We start from the raw sequence: 20,411 nt of genomic DNA, 5'->3' as shown, positions 1-20,411 counted from the left end.
TGCCGACTCGCCTCGTCCAACACAGCGACCAGTGTTGCACGCAGCTGGCCACTTACGAGACATGATGGTCTTTCACGGGACAACGGGCCCAAGAACGGCCCGGATGAGCGCAAAAATGTCCTGCCCTCGCTTTACCCTCGTCTATCGACGGCAAATGACCACCGATGCTGCTCACCAACAAGCGATTGCATATGCGAACCTTGCTGGTAGTAGCCAATATCGATCACCAGCGCGTCGCCAACGCCGTGCATCAGGATGATGACCGGCTTGCCATTCTCGAGGACGCCCCGCAATTCGTCATCACACAGCGGACAGTCGCACGCGACAAGCTCCGGCGTGGACCCGCCGCGTCCTGGGGGACGGCGCGGCGGGTCCGGCTCCGGTGCGGTCAGCGGACGCCGCCGCCGACGTTTTCGATGATGCGGAAGAAGCCCTCCTCCAGGTCGCCGTTCACGGCGAGGCCCTGGACCTCGCCCTCGTACCGGGTCTGGCCCGCGACGAGAACGCCGACGCTGTCGCAGATCTGCGCGATCTCCGACAGCTGGTGGCTGGAGATCATGATGGTGACCCCCGATCCGGCCAGCGACCGGATCAGCGCGCGCATTTCCCGGATTCCGACGGGGTCGAGGCCGTTCGTCGGCTCGTCGAGCACGATGAATCGCGGCCGCACCAGGAGGGCGATCGCAAGGCCGAGGCGCCAGCGCATGCCCAGTGAGTACTGCGAAACGCGCCGGGTGCGCACGTCGGTCAGCTGGACCTGGGCCAGCACCGGCTCGATCCAGTCCGTGGACACGCCCCGCAGCTTCGCGTGGATGCGCAGGTGCGCCACGGCGTTCAGGTGCGACCACAGGCCCGGGGCCTCGACGAGCGCACCCACGTCGCTGAGGAGCCCGCGGTCGTACGCCCGTCCGAACAGCCGGATATCGCCGCTGGTCGGGCGTTGCAGGCCGAGCACGGTTTTCATCAGTGTGGTCTTGCCCGCGCCGTTGGGCCCGAGCAGCCCGTAGACCTCACCCGACCGCACCTGCAGGTCGACGCCATCGAGCGCGCGGTGCGCGCCGTAATGCTTGTGCAGTCCCGAAATCTCGAGAGTCAACATCGATCACACCTCCTTGCGGCTCAGGTGCCGGCACCCGGCGGCCAGCAGGACGGCCAGCAGCCCGACGGACAGGGCCACGGCCACGGGGATCACGTCCGGATCGGCGAGCGGGCTGTGCGGCGGCAGCGCGATGCCGTTGGGGCTGATGCCGGCCACGGGCAGGAGCACCCGCATCGGCCAGGCGACGGGAATCGCAAACCAGAAGGACTTGTCCGCGGTCAGGGTGCCGGCGAGCAGCCCGACCACGCCGACGGTGATGCCGGGGCCGAGCCCCCACAGCACCGAGACGAGCAGTGCCAGCGCCGACGTCGCCAGCCCCGCGAGCCACGGCAGGTAGGCCGCGGCGGTGATCGTGCCGAGAACTTCGCCGACTTGCCCGTTCAGCACCGCTCCGCCCGCGAGAACGGCCAGGAGGATGGTGCTCGAAATCAGGTTGAGCACGGCCAGTGCCCCGAATTTGCCCGCGAAGTACCGCCACCGCGGCACCGCGTACGACAGCAGCAGCCGCCAGGCCTCGTTGTCCGCGCGCACGGCCAGCGCCGCCGTGAGCCCCGCGCTCATCGGCACGAGCGCACCCCAGAACTCGAGCGTCACCCGGCTGAACACGCCCCAGGTGTCGCCGGAGGCGCCTTCGGGCGAGAACAGCGAGCCGAGGTAGAGCGGCACGGCGATCGCGATCGGCGCGAGAATCGTGTACCAGGGCAGGAATCCCCGCCGCATACGGGCCAGCTCGGTGCCGACGACCGTCCACAGTGCAGGGTGGTCCCGCGCCGCCGGTTTGTCGGGCACATCCGCGCCGGAAGTCATGGCTCCTCCGTTCCGCCGAATTCGGTGTCGTCCGGTATGTAGCGGTGAGGGGTGGAGGTGGTTCACGCCTTTTTCGCGGCACTCGATCGTGGTGGTCCGGTACCCTGCGGACATGGTCGAGAAGCCCCCGCTGTTCTCCGCGGTCTGCCGTGCGCTCGTCCGCGCCGGGCTCCCGCTCGTCGAGCTGTCCGATGTAGACTTGTTCGAGGTGATTGCCGCGACGGCGGAATGGGTCGGCCCCGAAGCCGGGCCGGAGGTCGACCCGCGGCCCGTGGCCGAGGAGCTCGAGAACCGCTTGTCCGGCGGCTGGTTCGCCGAGCCGACACCCAGCGAGGCCCAGGCCCATTTCTCGGTGGCGCCGGAACCACCGCGCGTGGCGCTGGTCCGCCCCGAGCCTGGCAGTACAAGGGTTTTGGACGACAAGCCGCGTGGCGCGTGGTGGACGTCGTCCCGTTTGCCGGACGGCACGAGTTGCTGGTCGCGGAGCGAAAGTCTGGTCGGAACCCCGGAAACGCGCGCGGCGGGCGAGGTTCCGCCGCGTCGCGAGCACTGGGTCACGGTCGACCTCACGGCCGCGCGGATCCACCGCATCGAACGCGCGGCGGACTTCGCCGTGCTTCTGGCGGAGTACCCGCTGGGCGGCAGCGGGTTCCCGCGGGTGGACTGGCTCGCCGTCGCCGAGGATTTCGATGCCGTGCACTTGAGTGCTCGCGGGCTGGTGTACACGCAGGACGTGCCGATCGCCACGGACCGTGGTACGTCGGCGTTGCGTGGCTGGAACTGCGAATCGACGGCCTGGCTCACCGAACCGCGGCTGCGGTGAGGCGCCCTGGCCGGCACCTCACCGCGGGACCTCAGCAGCCGACGACGTCGACGTCTTTGCCGCTGGTGTGCGCGGTGACCGGCTGGTAGGGCACCTGCGTCGCCACGCCGAACGCTTCGCCGTGCATGACCCAGCCGTCGTGGCACTGGTTCCAGGCGGCGTTGGACTTGATTTGGTTCTTGCCGGAATTGCGCTGGACGCCGCTGTCACCGACCAGCTGGTACTGCTGGTATCCGGTGCGCAGCCACAGCTTCACCTGGATCGTCATGCCGGTGACCTTGGTGTTGCAGCTGAACACACCGTGGACGTTTGTCGCGCCGGGCACCGTGTGCGAACCGTGGGGGTAGTCCACGCTGATCGAGCACGACGGCGGCGCGAGCGGTGCGGCGCTCGCCGTCGCGGCGGGCAGCACCATGGTGGCGATCGCGGTCGCCGCGACGACGGGCAGGGCAAGGGGATTCTGCACGGGATTCTCCTTTCCGGGCGGAAGTTGCCCGTCCAGTAGAAGACGTGATCATCGCGTGCACAGCACCTTCGGCGACTTGTGGCAGCTTCGGAAGCGATCATGGCAGTCCGGTCGGTTCCGGAATCAGTGGCGGGCCACCGCGACCAGCATCGCGCTCCGATCGGCCATGCGGGATTTCAGCTCGGAACGCCCGGATACCCCCAATTGCTCGTACAACCGGCGAAGCCGGCGGTACATCGAACGCTCCGAGCAGTAGAACTCGCGCGCGATGGCCGAGATGCTGCTGGTGCCGCACAGCATCCGCATGAGCCGGCCGGTATCTTCCGGGTCGGCGGCTTCGGTGTTCGCGGCGGGTTCGAGCGCGCGCACCTCCGTGAGCCGCGGTCCGCGCCGGGGCTGACCAGAGCAAGTGGCGAGAACTGCGCCGAGCTGTTTTTCGTGTGGCAGCCGGACGTTCAGCACCGCGCTGGCTCCGCTGTCGATCGCGCGAAACGTCTGGTGCCCGTCGAGGTCGTCGACAACGGCGATGATCTGCCGCAGGCAATCCTTGTGCCGCAACGACCGGATCAGAGCTACATCGGGTTCGCTCGCCGCCGGAACCAGAACCGGTGTTCCGTCCGGTGGCAGTACCACCAACGATGGTGGTTCGAGAAAGTCGAGCGTGACACCGGCTCCGGCCCAGTCTTCTCGGCTACCGACGGGACTGAAACGTAACCCGGCGTGCGCTTTTATCACTAGATAGTATGACGCATCCACCACAGGCCCCCCGTCCTGTTGGGTGTCAATCAACCACTAGTGAAGATAGCACTTCACGACCCCCCTCCAAGACTCATTAGAGTGAAAGTGGAGTTGCTTTTCCCGAATTGAGCACGCGGTGTGGCGGGCGAGGATGGTGGGGCACGGTCACCGCTTCCCGCACAGCCCGACCCCGGTGCTGAGCAGGGAGCCCAGGCTGATTTTCCCGCCGGTGCTGCCCTCTTTGCGCAACGGCTCGATCGCCGGTACTCCAGCCGCTGCGGCTTTGTCGTTGAGCGCATAGGACTTTCCGTCGGGTGCGACGAAGACCACCTGGTCGGCGCTGTGGCATTCGAGTGTTCCGCTGTCGACGGTCAATGGCCACAAATATCCGAAATTGGCCTGGGTGACCGCTTGCCGGCTCGATGTCGGAGGCGGCAGGGGAACGGCGCTGGTCGAGGCCGGGTTCCGGGTGCCCGAGCCGCAAGCGGTGAGCACGAACGCGGCGGCGAGGAAGCCGGCCACAGTGGCGATCCTGGACATTTACACCTCAGATTTTCGACTGCTCGTGCGATTGCAGAAGAGCGACGTAACCGTCTTCGAGCGTGGGCGCAACCAGTTGTGCGCCGGGCGGGGGCGTGCCGACCAGCCGGTACACGGTGCCGCCAGGCCCGGACACGGCGTTGACGACGGTGCCACCGGACGGCGGCTTTTCGCTCTGCAACTGAAAAGTCCGGTCTGCCGCCGCGCCGGTGAGGCCGGCGGTGGTGCCGTGGTAAAGCACCCGCCCTTGGCTGAGCACGCAGACTTCCGGACAGGTTTGGGCGACGTCGTCGAGGATATGTGTGGACAGGATCATGATCCGGTCTCCACCGAGCCCCGCGAGCAAAGCGCGGAACCGCATGCGTTCCTGCGGGTCGAGCCCGGCGGTCGGCTCGTCGACGATCACCAGCCGCGGATCACCCAGCAGCGCCTGGGCGATGCCGAGGCGGCGTTTCATGCCGCCGGAGAAGCCGCTGATGCGCCGACCGCGGTGTTCGTCGAGCCCGACCTGGCCGAGCAGGTCGTCGACCTGCGTGTGGCGAAGGTGCTTGTCGTCAACGCCTTTGAGGAGCGCGACGTAGTCGAGGAATTCGCGGGCGGTGAGATCTGGATACAGCGACAGCTCCTGCGGCAGGTAGCCGAGCATGCGTTTCACGGCGGTGCGGCCGGACGACGTCGCCAGGTCGTGGTCGCCGACGCGGACCCGGCCGGCGGTCGGGTGCAGGATGCCGGTGAGGACGCGCATCAGCGTGGTCTTGCCCGCGCCGTTGGGTCCGAGCAGGCCGGTCATGCCTTCGCCGAGGCGCAGGTCGATGCCGTCCAGCGCCGCTTCGCCGCGGCGGTACATCTTCGTGAGTCCCTCGATGACGATCTTCACCGGATCGCTCCGTCCTGTCCGTCGTGGCGGTCCGCTCGCCAGGCCAGCACCAGCCGCGCCGCGCAGAAGAACACCACTGCGCACAGCAGGACGAGCGCGATGTTCAGCAGGGCCGACCCGGCGCCCGCCGGTGGGCTGAGGAATCCGGTGCGCCCCCGTGCGGCCCAGACGTGCCGCGCGCCGAGCCACGCGACTGCCGGGTAGCCGCCGAGCGGGGAGAGCACCGTGCCGGTCGGGGTCGGCACCGGCACGAATCCCGGGCTGAGCTGGGTGGCCCACAGCCAGAGCGCCACCACCACGACCCGGGCGAGCACGACGGGCATGAGGAGTCCGAGCAGGCCGGCGAGTGTGGTGATCGCGAGTGCCGCGGGCACGAGCATGATCACGATGCCGAGGAGCGAGTTGACCACCGGCGCCACCGAGCCGGCCTGTGCGCTGACGACAATGCCGATCAGCACGACGACGCCGGCGATCGGTGCGAGCGCCACGGCCAGCGCGCCGGCAAGATTCCCGGCCATGCGCGTGGTGCGGCCGGCCGGGGTTGTGTCGAGGACTTCGGTGAGGCCGGGCCGGGTGTGCTGGCTCAGCCGTCCGGCCAGAGCGACACCGAGGCCCGCCACCGCGAAGGTGTTGACCACCACGAGCGTCATCCCGACGCGGCCCACGGGATCGGCCATGCCGGTCACCATGGGCGAGGAGAGCGCCAGCAGAACCGCGAGCGCCGTCAGCGGCAGCAGCGACAGCCACAGCACGCGTCCACGCGCGGCCATGCGGGCCTCGTAGCGCACCGAGCCCTGTACTGCACTCCAGGTAGTGGTCATTCTTGTCCCCCGCCGAGCAGGCCCCGGCCCTCGATGATCCGGCGCGCGGCCGGCACCGCGAACAGCGTCGCGATCACGAGCAGCGCACCGATCCGGCCGGCCGGGGCGGAGAAGAACCGGTCGAGTACGAACAGCTGCGCGAACCACGCGCACAGCACGACCGTGGACGCGGCGGCCACCGACCGCAGCACCGCGGCGGCCCACGTGCCCGCCGCACCGAGCATGAGGCCGAACGCGCACACCGTGGCGAACCGCGTGACCGCCTCGGCACTCGGCACCAGCCCGGCCGCCACGATCACCGCCCCCAGCACCACGGCCGCGCCCAGCAGGCCGAGCCGCCGCGCGAACGTCGTGCCCAGCGGCGTCGGCAGACTCAGGTGCAGCTCCACCGCCCGCTCCCCACCGGCGACCGCGGCCGCCGCCACCCCGGCCACCAACGGTGGCACCGCCTGCGCTACCCACGCGCCGGCGAACCCGGCACCCCGCAGGCCGAGCCCACTGCCCAGCACCAGCGCAGCAACCAAGGGCGGTGCGGCGAGGACGTGCCGCCCCGCCCGCTTCGCCTCGTAACGCCACAGCTGGAGGTGGTCCATACCTGGTACGTAGCGGGGGAGGGTCGGGTGGTTCACGCGAATTCCCGGCGGCATTCGGGCAGGGGCAGTTGGCGGGTGGCCAGGACGGACAGCGCGGGGGTGAGTGTCGACGGTGCGGTGTCCCGGTTTCGTGTGACTGCGGCATTGGTGTATTCGGTGGTGCTGTGGTGGGTGGGGGTCGGCGAGGCTCTCGTAAATTCCCGACGGCGTGCGCGCGGCCGTGCGGGGCGGCCAGCCAGCGCGAGCGGAACGGGGGTGAGTGCCGAGGACACGGTGGCCCGGGTTTCGGCAGCACCGATGCCTTCGGAGAGGGAGGCGAGGAGCCACGCAGATTTGGGCTGATGTTGGCGCTGCCGCGGCCGCGAGGTCGAGTGATTCTGCCTGGCCCGCGCCGCTTCGTGTTTCCGCGGGCGGTGGTGCACCGAGGGTGCCGGCGAAGTGGTTCACGCGAATTCCCGGCGGCGTTCGGGCAGGCGTAGCTGGCGGGCGGCCAGAACGAACAGCAGCAGGACGAGGGCGAGTGTCCAGGGGGTGGTGCCCCAGATTTGTGCGGCGGCTGCGCCGATGCGTTCAGCGAGGCCGCCGCGGGCGAGGGTGGTCAGGGAGCCGAGGCACCAGGCCGCGACAGCGGCCGCGGCGCCGACGCCGGAGGACCAGCGGACGGTGCCGGCGACGGCAATGGCCGAGGCGAGCAGCGACTGGCCGAGCCAGCCCGTGACCAGGTCGAACACGCCGCTGCCGATGCCCGCCGCATGGACGGCGACCGAGCCGGCCAGCGCCAGCAGAAGGTCGACGGTCAGCACCACCACCAGGCGCGCGATGAATACGGTGACGGGTGACGTCGGCAGGGCGAACAGGAGCTCGCCCCGCGGGTCGCCGCGGCGCGAGATTGTGGCCAGCGACCCCAGCAGCGCGACGAGGACCACGCCGGCCGCGAAGTAGCGCGACGCCGGCAACGGGTCCGGGGTGATCAGCGCGATCCCGACGGCGGCGGCGAGGCCGACGAAGCTCAGCGGGAGCAGCCGGCGGGGCATCAGGCGGAGTTGCCACCAGACCAGCAGCGCGCTCGTCCGCAAAGATCGGCGCGGAGCCGGCCTGGGTGCCGCGTTCGGGAGCGCGCTCGCTCGCGGTCGGTGCGGGGTCGCCGCTTCCGGCGGCAGCGCGTCGGACGCAGCTGCCAGGTTCGGTAGACGCGAGCCGGATTCGGGTGCGAGGTCCCGCCCCTGTGCGTCGGATGCGGGCGCGAGGTCCGGCCCCGGTGCGTGGGAAGCGAGCGTCAGGTCCGGCAGCACCGCATCGGCCCCGGACACCAGATCCGGCAGCAGCGTGTCGAACGACGGCGGCGCCAGCTCAGGCGTCAGGACCAGCGCGGCTTGGCGCGTGGCCGCGGTGAGTGAGCGCCAGGAGTCCCAGCGCCGGTGGCAGGCGGGGCACTCCGCGAGGTGGCCCTCGGGCCGGTCGATGAGACGCAGTTCGTCGTCGGTGGGGTGGGTCATGGTGTGCTCCTGCGGGCCGGAGACGGGCTGAGCCGCGCGCTCAGGTGGCGCCGGGCGTGCGACATCCTGCTTTTGACGGTGCCGACCGGGATGCCCAGCGCGGTCGCCACCTCCGGGTACGAGAGGTCTTCTCCGAGCACCAGCACGAGGACTTCGCGCAGGTGTTCCGGCAGCTCGGTGATCGCTTCCACCAGGGCCGCCCGTTCGACGCCGGCCAGTACGCGGTCCTCGACGCCGGGGGCTTCGTCGGGGACGGCGGCGGCTTCGTCGAGGCCGACTTCCACCAGCGTGGCGCGCCGGAGGCGATTGTGGGCTTGGCGGCGGGCCACGCCGTAGAGCCAGCCGCGGACGGAAGATTCGGCGCGGAAGCTGCCTGCCGACTGCCACACTGCCAGCCAGGCTTCCTGGAGGATCTCTTCGGCTGCCCCGGCGTCGGACGTGAGGCGGCGCAGCAGGCGGAACATCCCGCTGCTGTGCCGTTCGTACAGGTGGCGAAGAGCATGCTGGTCGCCGCCTGCGACGGAGGACATGAGCTGCTCGTCCGACCACACATACATAGGTGTAGCAGCGAAGCGGCCGGCGGTTCACGGCGTTCGTTCGAGTGCCCCCGACCGGAGGACTGCCCGGCCGCCTGGTGACTGCCAGTTGTCGCCGAAGGGCTTGAGGCGCGTTTCGCGGTCTGGCTTGTTTTGAAAGGGCGGACTTCAGGGGCGTCCGCCACCTCGAGGGGAAGAACTCACCCGATTCCGAGCAAGGAGTAACCATGCCGACTTTCGAAACCACCGCCGCGGTGATCGACGACGTCGATCTGTTCGACCTCGACCTTGAGGTGGGTGTCGAGCAGATGAGCGTGACGCCGGCGATCACCAGCATCTCGCTGTGCACCCCCGGCTGCACCAGCCCGGGTGGCGGCAGCAACTGCAGCTTCTGCTGCTGATCCCGTGGCGCCGGGCCGGGACTCGGCCCGGCGCCTTCCCGAACCGTCCGTCCGTCTCCGGGGGAACCGATGGATCCGTTGTTCCGCGCTTGGCCTGCTTTCCTCGTCCGGTCGCCGTTGCTGGCCGAATCGCCACCGGGTGGCCCGGACACCTACGCCGGCCTGCTGACCGCGGCGGTCGCCGAGCCCCGGCTGGTCGAGGCGATCACGCTGGCCAGCCCGAGCCTCGGCGCCGTGCTCGAGCGCGTCGCCGCCGGCGAAGTCGCGGCCCTGAAACCGAAACAGCTGCGTCGGGCCGCGCTTTCCGTGCTGCGCTACGACATCCGGATGCGGACGCGGCCGACGCCGTTCGGCCTGTTCGCGGGGGTCGCCTCAGGCGAGTTCGGCGACGCGGCTTTCGAACGGGGAACGGCGGACCGCCACCGCACACACGCCGATATGAGCTGGCTCCTGCGGATCGTGCACCGCGCCGAAACGGATCCCGCGGTGCTGCGGGGCCTGCGCGTCCGCAGCCACCAGGCGCTGACCGGCCGGGGTGACCGCGTGCTGCTGGAGACGCCGTCAGGGCATGGCGCCGCACCCGGCCAGACCACGCGCACGATCGTGTCCGCGCGCCGCTCGCCCGTGGTCGCCGCCGCGTTGCGGGCCGCGGCGTCGCCCGTCCCCGCCGCCGAACTGGTGCGCAGGCTCGCCGGGCAGTTCTCCGACGGCGCCGAGGCGCCCGTCTGGCGGCTCGTGCGAACGCTCGTCGAGCAGGAGCTGCTGATCACGGACCTGCGCCCGCCGCTGGACGGCACCGATCCGCTGCACCACGTCCTGAGCGGACTCCCGGACGGCGACCTCCGCGCCCGGCTTCAGGAACTGGACCGGCTGCGCGGGAAGTACGACGCGCTCGCGCCCGGCGAAGGCACGGTCGAGCTCACCGGGCTGCTCGCCGCGGCCCGGGAGATCGAGGACTTCGCGACACCCCTGCACGTCGACACCCGGGTGGACGTCCGCTTGCGACTGTCCGAGGAAGTCCGCACCGAGGTCGAACGCGCCGCCGAGGTTCTGTGGCGGCTGTCCCCGCCGCGCCTGGGCATGCGTCCGCTGCGCGGGTTCCACGGCCGGTTCCTCGAACGCTACGGCGCCGACCGGCTGGTTCCGGTGCTCGAACTGCTCGATCCGACGCGCTCGCTGGGCGCGCCCGCCGGCTACGAATGGCCGGAAAGCGAGGCCGCGCCGGAGGAAACGCCCGAACCGGCGAGCACGAAACGCGACCGCCTGATCAGCGAGCTGGCGATGGCCGCCGTCCGGGAGAACTCGCGCGAGGCCGTGCTCACCGACGAGCTGGTGCGCGAACTCGCCTATGACGACGCCGATCCGGCAGACCTGCCGAACTCTTGCGAGCTGTACGTGCATGTGGTCGACCAGGCCGACGGCGGGTTCCGGGTCGTCGTCTCGCCCAGCCCCGGCTCGCACCACGCGGGCGCGACATCCGGCCGCTTCCACGACCTCCTGCCGGACTGGCGCGACGGCGAGCAGCTGGTGCACGTGCCCGGGGCCGTCCACGCCGACCTGGCGTTCATGCCCCGCTCGGGCCGTGCGGCGAACCTCGCGCACACCGTCGGAGCCACCGGGCGGCGGATCACCGCCGGGCTGCCGGACGCGCCAGGGACCGAAGAGATCCCGGTCGCCGAGATCGCCGTCGGAGCGACGCTCGAACGCCTCTACGCCGTGCACGTGCCGACCGGCCGTGAGCTGGTTCCCGTGCTGCCCAACATGGTCAGCCCGGCCGTGCAGGCGCCCAACGTGATCCGCCTGCTGTTCGAGGTGGGCTTGGAAGGGCAGCGGCTGTGGGAACCGTGGAACTGGGGGCCGATGGCGAACGCGCCGTTCCTGCCGCGGATCCGCTACCGCCGCACGGTGCTTGCGCCCGCGACCTGGCGGCTCGACGGGTTGCGAGGGCAGGACGACATCGACCGGGCCGTCGCCGACTGGCAGGCCCGCTGGCAGGTGCCGGACCGGGTGCTGGTCGTCAGCACCGACCAGCGGCTGTTGCTGAACCTCGGCGACCCGTGGCACCGCGAGCTGCTGCGCGACGAACTGGCGCGCAATCCCGAGCTGGTGGCCCAGGAAATCGCGGGCGGCGAAGATTCGGTCGGCGACGGGCACACGCGCGAGGTCGTCGTTTCGCTCGTGCCGCGGCCCGAGCGGGGCCGGCCACCGCACGTCGCCCACGTAGTCGCCCGGCCCGAACCGGCGCGGCTGGCGGGCGACTGGTTGTACCTGCTGGTCCGCGGGTCCTGCCGCGTCCAGGACGACCTGCTGCGCGACGAGCTCCCCCGGCTGCTGACGCCGGCCGCGGAGGCGGGCGTCGATCGCTGGTTCTTCATCCGCTACACCGATTCCGACGGCCACCACCTGCGGCTGCGGTTCCACGGCGAGCCCGCGCGCCTGTGGTCCGAGCTCCTGCCTGCCGCGTCCGAGGTGCTCGCCGCCTGGCAGCGGACGGGTTTCGCAGGCAGCTCCAGCATCGAGCAGTACGACCCCGAGCTGGAGCGGTACGGTGGGCCCGCGGCGCAGGCTGCCGCCGAGCGCCTATTCGGTGCGGACAGCGAAGCGGCGATCACGCTCCTGCGGCTGGCCAAGCAGGGACTGTTCTCCTTGGACACGCTCGGCGCCATTTCCGTGGCCGCGCTGGCGAAGGCGTTCGGGGCGCCGTCGCCGGGAGCGCGCTGGGTGACCGACACCGGCGACGCGGCCGAATCGTGGCTCGCGATCACCGGCAGCCGCCGCGAACTGCCCGCGGAGTACCGAAAAGACGCGGCGCGGTGGCAACGCCTGATCGACCCCGCAGGTGGTTGGGCCGGGCTCGGCGAAGCCGGCGCTCCCGTCCTGGCCGCGCTGAGCGCGCGCGACGCCGCGGCCCGCGACTACAGGCGGCTCATCCGCGAGCTCGGCGACCGTTGTGCGGCACCGGAAGCACGGATCGTCGGCAGCCTGATGCACATGACCTGCAACCGGCTCTTCGGCGGCTCCTCCAGCCGGGAAGCCATCGTGCTCGGGCTCGCGCGTGGTGCCGTGCAGGACAACGCGAACCGGCGGAGGCACCACCGATGACCGCGTGCCTGACCGACGCCGAAGAAGCCGTCTTGCTCGTCGCAGACCGGCTTGCCGAGCCGGATTCCGTCGCCGAGATCGCGAGCCGGCCGGACAACGTCGAGCCGATCTACGGCGCCTCGATGTGGGCTCCGGTCGCGCTCGCCGCGGGCCTGCCCGGCATCGCCCTCCTGTACGCCGAACTCGCGGCGGCCGACGAACGCTGGTTCGCTGTGGCGCACCGGCACGTCGCACGCGCTGCGCAGCTCATGTCCGGGCAACCGGCCAACGGCCTCTACGCCGGGCCCGCGGCGTTGCTCACCGCCGTGCACCGGCTGAGCCCGAACTACGGAACGCTGCGCCGGAAGCTCGCCGCCTGGGTCGCGGCGGATCAGCAGACGCGGCTCGACGCGTGCGCCGCGCGGACCGAACCCGGCGTCTCGTGGGCGCACTACGACGTGATCAACGGCCTGTCCGGAACCGCCCGGCTGCTGCTGGACGTCGGCGAAACCGGCGTGGTCGAGAACACGTTGCGGTACCTGGTGAAGCTGACCGAACCGATCACTGTGGACGGACACACCGTGCCCGGCTGGTGGATCCCGTCGCAGCTGCAGCCGGTCGCCGAGGACGCCCGCCGGTATCCGCGCGGCGACTTCAACCTCGGCCTGGCCCACGGGATCCCCGGCCCGCTCGCGTTCTTCGCCGCGGCGCTCGAACGCGACGTGGAAGTGCCCGGACAGCGTGCCGCCATGCGGCGCATCGGATCTTGGCTGCTCGCCCAGCGTCGTACCGGCGAGGCGGGCGCGTACTGGCCGTGCCGGCTCGGCTGGGACGAGGAACTCTCGCCCGCCGCCGACGTGTTCACCCGCGAGGCGTGGTGCTACGGCGCTCCCGGCGTCGCGGCCGCGCTCCACCGGGCCGGCGCGGTGCTGGGCGAAGCGGGGTGGTGCGCCGCCGCCGTCGGTGCGTTGCGCGCCGTCCTGGCCCGCGACGAGCAGTCGTGGCGGCTCGACGGCCCGACGGTCTGCCACGGCTACGCCGGGCTGCTGCAGATCCTGCGCCGCGTCGGCACCGCCGCCGGCGACCCGGTGCTGCTCGACGGCTGCGCCCGGCTGACCGCCCGGGTGCTGTCGTTCGCCGACCCGGCCGCCCCGTTCGTCTTCCCCCACCTCGTGCCGGATTCGCCGCGGGGTTGGCTGGACGCGACGGGATACCGGCGGCTGAACGTCGCCGGGATGCTCGAAGGCGCGGCCGGCGTGGCCTGCGCTCTGCTGCCCGCGGCGGGTGCGTGGGACACCGCCCTGATGCTGACCTGAGGAGGTCGCCATGTCCGGTCCACCGGAGAAACTCCTGCTCGGAGTGAGCGGTTCGGTCGCGGTGCTGAGTCTGCCCGCCTACCTGCACGCGTTTCGCGCCGCCGGGGTGCGGCAGATCGTCGCCGTGCTCACCACGACCGCGGCCCGCTTCCTGCCGGCGGGCAGCCTCGCCGTGCTCTGCGATCGCGTCTGCACCGACGAGGACCCGGCGGGCGGCCACGTCGCGCTCGGCCGGTGGGCCGACCGCGCGCTGATCCTGCCCGCCACGGCGAACCTGCTCGGCACCGTCGCCCACGGCCTGGCACCCACCCTGCTCACCACGACCGTGCTGGCCGCCGACTGCCCGGTCACCTTCGCGCCGGCGATGAACCCGGTGATGTGGCAGCGGCCCGCGGTGCAGCGCAACGTCGCGCTGCTGCGCGAGGACGGCCACGACGTCGTCGACCCGATCCCGGGCGCCGCCTACGAGGTGGCGAGCCGCGCGATCGTGCCGAGCATCGTCGTGCCACCGGCCGAAGTGTTGCTGGAGCGGCTCAGCGCGGGTGCGGAGGTGTCGGCATGACGCCTGCCTTCGACGTGCGTGATCTCGTGGTCACCTACGGCGGGCGGACCGCCGTCGACGGGGTGTCGCTCGGCGCGCGGGGCGGCGAGATCGTGGCGCTGCTCGGCCCGAACGGCGCCGGGAAGTCCACGCTGCTCAAAGCGCTGTCGACCGCGGTGCCGCCGGACTCCGGCCGGATCGAGGTGTTCGGGCATGACGCAGCGGTGGACCCCGTCGCCGTGCGGCGGCGGATCGGCATGGTCTTCCAGGAGCAGACACTCGACCCCGATCTGCCGGTGGAACGCAACCTCTGGTTCCATGCCCGCCTCTTCGGGCTGCCGCGGGCACAAGCGCGAGCGCGCATCGACGACGTGTTGCGCCAGTTCGACCTGGCCGACCGGCGCGCCGACCCCGTCGAACAGCTCTCCGGCGGGCTCGCACGCCGGCTGGAGATCGCGCGGGCCTTGCTGCACCGCCCCGGCCTGGTCATCCTCGACGAGCCGACGACCGGCCTCGACCCCGACGTCCGCCGGGCGCTGTGGGCTGACCTGCGCCGGCTTCGTGACGACGAGGGCGTGACCGTCCTGTACGCCACGCATTACCTGGCCGAGGCCGAGCTCGCCGACCAGGTGGCGATCATCCACAACGGACTCCTGGTGCGCGGTGGTTCGCCGGCCGTGCTCAAGGCCGAGCTGGCGGCGACCGCGTTGCGCCTGTCCACTGCGGACGACGTCGTGGCCGAAGCCGAGCTCATCCGCGCGGGCTTCGATGTCTCGTCCACAACGGACGGTCTGCTGGTGCGCTGCACACAGCCCGAACGGCGGATCGCCGAGGTAGTGCGGGCGGTCACCGTGCCGGTCACCGAGGTGGCCTTGCGGGAGCCCTCGCTGGACGACGTCTACTTCGCCACCACCGAATCCTGAAGGCGGACACCATGACTGTGCAGGAAATCCGCGTGCCCGTCCCGGCGACGGTGGAGTCCGCTCGGGCACCATGGGCCGAGTTCTGCCGCGCGCTGGCCGTGGTCGCCGGGCGTGATCTGTACCGGCAGGCACGCCATCCCGGCACGCTCGTCGCGCAAGCCGTGCAGGTGGTGTTCTTCCTGCTCGTCTACGCGGTCGGTTTCGACGGGATGATCGGCTCGGTCGACGGTGTCCCGTTCAGCGCGTACGTGTTCCCCGGGATCATCGCGATCCAGGTGGTGACGCTCGGGGTGAGCTCCGGGCTGAGCTACGCGTTCGACCGCGAGTACGGTGCGCTGCGGGAGATGCTGGTGGCGCCGGTCCCGCGGCTGTGCCTGCCGCTGGGCAAGGTCCTCGCTACGGCGGTGACCGCCGGTGCGCAAAGCGCGGTCATGCTGGTGTTCGCGCCCTTGCTGGGATTGCGGCTCACCGTGCTGTCCTATCCCGTCGGTGTGGCGGCGTTCACCCTCGTCGGAGCGATTTTCGGTCTGTTCGGCGCGTTTCTGGCAACCGCGATCACCCGGGTGCAGACTCTGCAGTCGGCGGTGCAGCTGGCGATGTACCCGCTGTTGTTCCTCTCCGGCTCGGTGTTCAGGCCGGACGGCGGACCCGCGTGGCTTTCGGTCGCGCTCAAGGTCAACCCGATGACGTACGCGGTCGACGGCGTGCGGCATCTGCTGGTGCCGGCGGGCGGGGCCCTGCCGTGGTGGCTCGACCTGTCCGTGACCGGAGGACTGGCCGTGGTCTTCTCGGTCGTGTTGCGGCTGCGGGTGGGGCGATGAACTCGTGCGACTGGCTCGAGGCGCACCTCGAGTGGTTCGAGCCACGGGTCTGGAACGAGTTCCTGCCGGCCCGGCCGTTCGCCGGTGGTCCGTTGCTGGAGCTGCTGCTGCTGTGCGACCAGGTGCCCGGGCTCGCGCTCACCGACGCCGCGCTCGAGCTGGCCGGCCGGCTGACCGCGACGCCGGAGTTCCGGGCCGGGCTCTACCGCGGCGACGCCTACTTCACCTACCACGTCTGGCTGCTCGCGCTGATGGATCGGCTGGGGGCCCGCCGTCCGGACCTGCTGGCCGCGGCGCAGGCGCTGCTCGACGCGGGTGTCCGGCCGAACCAGGACGGGATCGGCGCGCTGGAACTGAGGTACGTCACCGACCTCGGCGGGCTGGCGAACCCCCACCTGCCCTCGGCACGCCGCCTGTTCCACCGGTGGCGGGAAGGGCAACACCTCGATCCGTTCCGGATGACCGATGCCGACTGTTACGCCTTGACCCACGCGGTTTTCTACGGCACGGCGTTCGGCCGGACTGCGTTGCCCACGGACGCTGCGCTGGCGCGGACGACCCGGCTGATGCTGGCCGCGCACCTCGCGGACGGCGACTTCGACCTGGGTGCGGAGCTTTTCCACACCACGCTGCTGATGGGCTTCGCGAACGGGCCCGCCCGGCACCGGCTCGCCACCGCCGCGCGGGCCGACGGCGCGGTCGCGGGCCCGCTCCACGACCCGGCCGTCGCGGCCCGGCTGACCGGGCGGAAAGCCACCGCGTACGTGTTCGGGACGTGCTACCACACCACGCTCGTCACCGAACTCGCCCTCGCTGTGCCGGTGTCCGGGGAAACGCGCCCGGCCCCGGAGCTGCCCGAGGAACTCGTGATCGCGTTCCGGCGCGGCGACCTGGGCCGGACCGCAACCCTGCTGTCGGCCGCGGCGCGCGACGGCCTGCGCGGTCCGGTCATCACCGCGGCGGTGCACCACCTGCGGGCACGGCAGCAGCCCGACGGCAGCTTCGGCATCCCCGCCGACGTCGAGCGAACGGCGTTGTGCCGCGCGGCGCTCGACGCCTGGCGCCAGCCGAGGACGACGCCGGCGCGATTGTCACGCAGCCAGGGGAAATGTCGGGTTCCGGGTGATCGTGTCGGCCTTGATCCGCACGATTGGTAACGATCAGGCAATCCGCCCGATAAGGCGTGCGCCGGGCCGTAAAGTTCCGGTTCCCATCACTGGAAAGGTGAAGTACGTGAGCACGCCCGACAACCCTGAGCAGTACCAGCAGTACCCCGCCGGCCAGAGTGCCCCGTTCGCAGCTCCGCCGGTCGGCGCCGGTTACGGGCAGCAGCAGCCCGTCGGCGGCGCGCCGCGCAACGGGTTCGGCGTCACGGCCCTCGTGCTGGGCATCATCGCCCTCGTCCTGTGCTGGACGGTGTGGGGCGGCATCATCCTGGGCGTTCTCGCGCTGATCTTCGGCATCCTCGGCGTGAAGCGCGCCAACCGCCGTGAGGCGACCAACAAGGGCGCCGCCATCGCCGGCATCGTGACCGGCAGCATCGGCCTGGTCATCGGTGCGGTGATCCTCATCGCGATCGGCTCGATCTTCGCGTCGTTCGGCAGCCAGCTCAACGACCTGCAGGACTGCCTGAACAAGGCCGGCACCGACTCTTCGCAGATCCAGAGCTGCCAGCAGCAGTTCAACGACAACGTGCAGAACCGCTGACCAAAGCCGTGGAGCCGTCGGGGATCGGGGGATCCCCGACGGCTCCGGCGTCAGTCGAGGAGCTCGACGTAGCCGTGGGTGCCGTTCACGCGGACCCGCTGCCCGTCGCGGATCAGCCGCGTGGCCCGGTTGACGCCGACGACGGCCGGCAGTCCGTATTCGCGGGCGACCACGGCGCCGTGGGTCATCAGGCCGCCGACCTCCGTGACCAGGCCGGCGATCGTCACGAACGCCGGTGACCAGCTGGGGTCGGTGTAGGCGGTCACGAGGATGTCGCCGGCTTCGAGATCGGCTTCGGCGAGGTCCAGGACAACGCGGGCGCGGCCCTCGACCGTCCCCGTGGACACCGGCAGGCCGGGCAGCGCGCCGGCCGGTGCGTCCGAACTCCGGTAGCTCCCGGAGACGGTCTCGCCCTCGGAGGTGAGCACCCGCTGCGGGGTGAGCGCCTGGTCCGCCGCGAACTGTTCCTTGCGCCGGCGGATGAGGTCGGCGTCGGCGACTCCGGTGCGCGCGACCTCGTGCAGTTCCTGGAACCGCAGGGAAAAGCTGTCCTCCGGCGCCTCGAGCACGCCGGCCGCGACGAGGCGCTCGGCCTCGGCCAGCAGCGCCTTCTTGTACTGGAAATAGCGGCTGATCATCCCGTACTTGGGGTATTCGCGATAGCCGACAAAGGTGCGCAGCCGGTCGATCATCGCCTTGGTCTCTTCGGCTTTGCGGCCGCCGTCGGGCAGAACCTGCAACCGCGAAAGCAGTTCCTGTTCCTTTTGCCCGGCTTCCCGCAGCCCTTGGTCGAAACGCCGGCGGGCCGCACCGGGTTCGAAGTTGTCGACGTTGCCGAGCAACACGGGCAGCAGCGTGCTGGGACGTTCGCTCCACCGTGGCCGGGTGATGTCTATTTCGCCAACACAGCGCATACCGTAAGTGTCCAAATAGGCCTGGATCGCCTTTCGCGCCTCACTTCCGCCCGGCAACGCGGGAAGTTCGTCCAGGAAGCCCTCGTTCCGCACGGTCCGCAGAAACGCCACCACCGCCGCGTGCGGACGGAGGACGTCGGCGACGTCCAGCAGGGCGAGGCCCATCTCCGACGAGACGTTGTCGGGCGCGGACTGCGAAAGCGTGTCTGCGGCGTTCTCCTCGCCCAGCCACTCGCGCAGCCGGTCGTTCAGCCACGTCGTCGCGTCCATCCCGGCCATGATCGCCTGGTGGCTGCGCGGGTTGAACAACAGCCGCCGCAGCTCCTGCAGGTCCGCGAGGATGAAGTCGAACAACTCCGCGCCGCGTTTCTCCCTGATGCCACGCTCGAGCGCGGCCAGCGATGCCTGGTTCTCCGCGATCAGCTCGTGGACGATCGCGGAGTCGGTCTCGATCGGCTCGGGTGCGACGCCGAACGGCAGCGGGGCGGCGCCGCCGTCGGTCGGCTCCGGCAGGAAACCGCGGTCGAGCACGGTCTGCAGCGCGTCGCGCATCAGCGGATCCGACGCACCCATCATCTCCAGGTACCCGGCGCGCCCGGCCTTCGTCGCCAGGCCCGGGGTGACGTCGACGAACAGCCGGCTGCCCGCCTCCGCCATCGGCCGCGGCGTGGTCAGCTGCCACACGGACAGGCCGAGCGGCCGCATCGCGTCGGTCATCATCTGCTGGTGCCCGACCGAGAGGTACACGTGGTTGCCCTCGTCGGCAGCGGGCGGGATCGGGAACAACGTGGTGATGGGCCGGCTTTGCACGACCTGGAAGTCGCCCTCGGCCAGGCACCACTCGATGTCCTGAGGCCGGCCGAAGTAGGCTTCGATGCGGCGGCCCAGCCGTTCCAGTTCCAGCACCTGCTCGTCGGTCAGCGCCGGCCGCTCCTGCTCCTCCGGCGCGATCGCGTCTTCGCGCGTGCCGCCACCGGGCACCGCGTGGATGGCGAGCTGCTTGGCCGACACCGTCTTCTCGACGATCTCCCCTTCGCGCACCCGGTAGCTGTCGGCGTTCACCAGCCCGGAGACGAGCGCCTCGCCGAGGCCGAACCCGGCGTCGACGGTCGTGACCTTCCGGTTCGACGTGATGGGGTCGGCCGTGAACAGGATCCCGGACGCCTCCGGCAGCACCATCCGCTGCACCACCACGGCCATGTGGACCCGGCCGTGGTCGAACCCGTTGCGCAGGCGGTAGGTCACGGCCCGGTCCGTGAACAGCGAGGCCCAGCAGAGCCGGATGTGCTCGAGGACCGCCGCCGGCCCGACGACGTTGAGGTACGTGTCCTGCTGGCCGGCGAACGAGGCCGTCGGCAGGTCTTCGGCCGTCGCGCTGGACCGCACGGCGTACGCGGCTCCCGGCTCCAGTGGCGCGATCAGCGCCGCCGCCACGTCGTCCGGAACGGCCGCCGCGGACACGACCGCACGGATCTGCGCGCTCAGCTCGGCGATCTGGTCCCGGTCGTCGGGATCCAGCCGGGCCAGCCGGTCCAGCGCGCTGTCGAACGCCGGCACCTCCGCCAGCACCCGCCGAAACGCACGTGTCGTCACGCAATACCCGGGCGGCACCCGCACGCCCTCGATCCGCGAAAGCTCCCCCAGGTGTGCGCCCTTGCCTCCGACGAGGTCGATCTGACTGCGGTCGATCTCGCGGAAATCCAGCACGAGCTCGGTTCCACCCACTCTTGTTCCCCCGTTTTCCAGGGCCGGAGAATTCCGGCCGAGGCGGACGATTGTGAACGACGACCGGGGTCTTGCCACAAGAGCGGGGGTGCGCTATAGGTTGAAAGTGGCGGGAGGAGTACTTGCTCTTCCGCCCCTCCGTCCGGTCTGGACATTCACCTCTGAAGCTCACGGCCGTAGGTCAAC

The 20,411-nt window shown here is 70.9% G+C and carries 20 protein-coding genes; 9 read left to right on the top strand and 11 right to left on the bottom strand.

The window, feature by feature from the left end:
- Positions 1-388: 388 nt before the first annotated feature.
- Both AB0878_RS35430 and AB0878_RS35425 read right to left on the bottom strand, forming a co-directional pair.
- Positions 389-1,099 (bottom strand): ATP-binding cassette domain-containing protein, encoded by a 711-nt coding sequence (locus AB0878_RS35430; RefSeq protein ID WP_366584774.1) that lies wholly within the window; start codon positions 1,097-1,099, stop codon positions 389-391.
- A gap of 3 nt (positions 1,100-1,102) precedes the next feature.
- The gene (locus AB0878_RS35425; RefSeq protein WP_366584772.1) at positions 1,103-1,906 is read right to left on the bottom strand and encodes an ABC transporter permease; all 804 of its coding nucleotides are present in this window, start codon (positions 1,904-1,906) and stop codon (positions 1,103-1,105) included.
- 112 nt (positions 1,907-2,018) lie between these two features.
- Here AB0878_RS35425 and AB0878_RS35420 point away from each other — a divergent pair, with 112 nt between their 5' ends.
- Entirely contained in the window at positions 2,019-2,729 is a 711-nt protein-coding gene (locus tag AB0878_RS35420; protein WP_366584770.1) for a hypothetical protein, read from the top strand.
- Positions 2,730-2,760: 31 nt separating this feature from the next.
- Here the strand turns inward: AB0878_RS35420 and AB0878_RS35415 are convergent, their stop codons facing one another.
- The 8 genes from AB0878_RS35415 to AB0878_RS35380 all read right to left on the bottom strand — a co-directional run bounded on the left by AB0878_RS35415 (position 2,761) and on the right by AB0878_RS35380 (position 8,790).
- The gene (locus AB0878_RS35415; protein ID WP_366584768.1) at positions 2,761-3,195 is read right to left on the bottom strand and encodes a hypothetical protein; all 435 of its coding nucleotides are present in this window, start codon (positions 3,193-3,195) and stop codon (positions 2,761-2,763) included.
- Between the two features lie 123 nt (positions 3,196-3,318).
- A complete protein-coding gene (locus AB0878_RS35410; RefSeq protein ID WP_366584766.1) occupies positions 3,319-3,951 on the bottom strand; it encodes a hypothetical protein in 633 nt (210 codons plus the stop codon).
- A 147-nt stretch (positions 3,952-4,098) separates the two neighbouring features.
- On the bottom strand, positions 4,099-4,455 hold the full coding sequence (locus AB0878_RS35405) for a DUF2511 domain-containing protein (RefSeq protein ID WP_366584764.1): 357 nt from the start codon (positions 4,453-4,455) through the stop codon (positions 4,099-4,101).
- A gap of 25 nt (positions 4,456-4,480) precedes the next feature.
- Positions 4,481-5,320, bottom strand: a complete 840-nt coding sequence (locus tag AB0878_RS35400) for an ATP-binding cassette domain-containing protein (RefSeq protein ID WP_366584762.1) — start codon at positions 5,318-5,320, stop codon at positions 4,481-4,483.
- A 26-nt stretch (positions 5,321-5,346) separates the two neighbouring features.
- Positions 5,347-6,171, bottom strand: a complete 825-nt coding sequence (locus AB0878_RS35395; RefSeq protein WP_366584760.1) for a hypothetical protein — start codon at positions 6,169-6,171, stop codon at positions 5,347-5,349.
- Positions 6,168-6,764: a hypothetical protein gene (locus tag AB0878_RS35390; RefSeq protein ID WP_366584758.1), complete on the bottom strand. Its 597-nt coding sequence runs from the start codon at positions 6,762-6,764 to the stop codon at positions 6,168-6,170. The genes AB0878_RS35395 and AB0878_RS35390 overlap by 4 nt, the downstream gene beginning before the upstream one ends.
- Positions 6,765-7,207: 443 nt before the next feature.
- Positions 7,208-8,260 carry a hypothetical protein gene (locus AB0878_RS35385; RefSeq protein WP_366584756.1) on the bottom strand — a complete coding sequence of 351 codons (1,053 nt, stop codon included), beginning with the start codon at positions 8,258-8,260 and terminating at the stop codon, positions 7,208-7,210.
- Positions 8,257-8,790 carry a sigma-70 family RNA polymerase sigma factor gene (locus AB0878_RS35380; RefSeq protein WP_366584754.1) on the bottom strand — a complete coding sequence of 178 codons (534 nt, stop codon included), beginning with the start codon at positions 8,788-8,790 and terminating at the stop codon, positions 8,257-8,259. The genes AB0878_RS35385 and AB0878_RS35380 overlap by 4 nt, the downstream gene beginning before the upstream one ends.
- 233 nt (positions 8,791-9,023) lie before the next feature.
- On the opposite strand from AB0878_RS35380, the gene AB0878_RS35375 reads away from it, so the two are divergent.
- The 8 genes from AB0878_RS35375 to AB0878_RS35340 all read left to right on the top strand — a co-directional run bounded on the left by AB0878_RS35375 (position 9,024) and on the right by AB0878_RS35340 (position 17,586).
- Positions 9,024-9,197 (top strand): gallidermin/nisin family lantibiotic, encoded by a 174-nt coding sequence (locus tag AB0878_RS35375; protein WP_366584752.1) that lies wholly within the window; start codon positions 9,024-9,026, stop codon positions 9,195-9,197.
- A 69-nt stretch (positions 9,198-9,266) separates the two neighbouring features.
- Positions 9,267-12,299 carry a lantibiotic dehydratase gene (locus AB0878_RS35370; protein WP_366584750.1) on the top strand — a complete coding sequence of 1,011 codons (3,033 nt, stop codon included), beginning with the start codon at positions 9,267-9,269 and terminating at the stop codon, positions 12,297-12,299.
- On the top strand, positions 12,296-13,594 hold the full coding sequence (locus AB0878_RS35365) for a lanthionine synthetase C family protein (RefSeq protein ID WP_366584748.1): 1,299 nt from the start codon (positions 12,296-12,298) through the stop codon (positions 13,592-13,594). The genes AB0878_RS35370 and AB0878_RS35365 overlap by 4 nt, the downstream gene beginning before the upstream one ends.
- A gap of 10 nt (positions 13,595-13,604) precedes the next feature.
- Positions 13,605-14,156 carry a flavoprotein gene (locus AB0878_RS35360; RefSeq protein ID WP_366584746.1) on the top strand — a complete coding sequence of 184 codons (552 nt, stop codon included), beginning with the start codon at positions 13,605-13,607 and terminating at the stop codon, positions 14,154-14,156.
- Positions 14,153-15,058 (top strand): ABC transporter ATP-binding protein, encoded by a 906-nt coding sequence (locus AB0878_RS35355; RefSeq protein WP_366584744.1) that lies wholly within the window; start codon positions 14,153-14,155, stop codon positions 15,056-15,058. Before AB0878_RS35360 ends, AB0878_RS35355 begins: the two co-directional genes overlap by 4 nt.
- Before the next feature lie 11 nt (positions 15,059-15,069).
- Positions 15,070-15,879 (top strand): ABC transporter permease, encoded by an 810-nt coding sequence (locus AB0878_RS35350; protein ID WP_366584742.1) that lies wholly within the window; start codon positions 15,070-15,072, stop codon positions 15,877-15,879.
- Positions 15,876-17,036, top strand: a complete 1,161-nt coding sequence (locus AB0878_RS35345; protein ID WP_366584740.1) for a hypothetical protein — start codon at positions 15,876-15,878, stop codon at positions 17,034-17,036. Before AB0878_RS35350 ends, AB0878_RS35345 begins: the two co-directional genes overlap by 4 nt.
- A 76-nt stretch (positions 17,037-17,112) precedes the next feature.
- A complete protein-coding gene (locus AB0878_RS35340; RefSeq protein WP_366584739.1) occupies positions 17,113-17,586 on the top strand; it encodes a DUF4190 domain-containing protein in 474 nt (157 codons plus the stop codon).
- A gap of 50 nt (positions 17,587-17,636) precedes the next feature.
- On the opposite strand, the gene rph is transcribed toward AB0878_RS35340, so the two are convergent.
- Positions 17,637-20,225 carry a rifamycin-inactivating phosphotransferase gene (gene rph / locus AB0878_RS35335; RefSeq protein WP_366584737.1) on the bottom strand — a complete coding sequence of 863 codons (2,589 nt, stop codon included), beginning with the start codon at positions 20,223-20,225 and terminating at the stop codon, positions 17,637-17,639.
- Between the last annotated feature and the right edge of the window lie 186 nt (positions 20,226-20,411).

Source organism: Amycolatopsis sp. NPDC047767, from assembly GCF_040704195.1.
GTDB lineage: Bacteria > Actinomycetota > Actinomycetes > Mycobacteriales > Pseudonocardiaceae > Amycolatopsis.
Note: the sequence above shows the minus strand (reverse complement) of the source record. Positions and strands in the feature narration are given on the sequence as shown.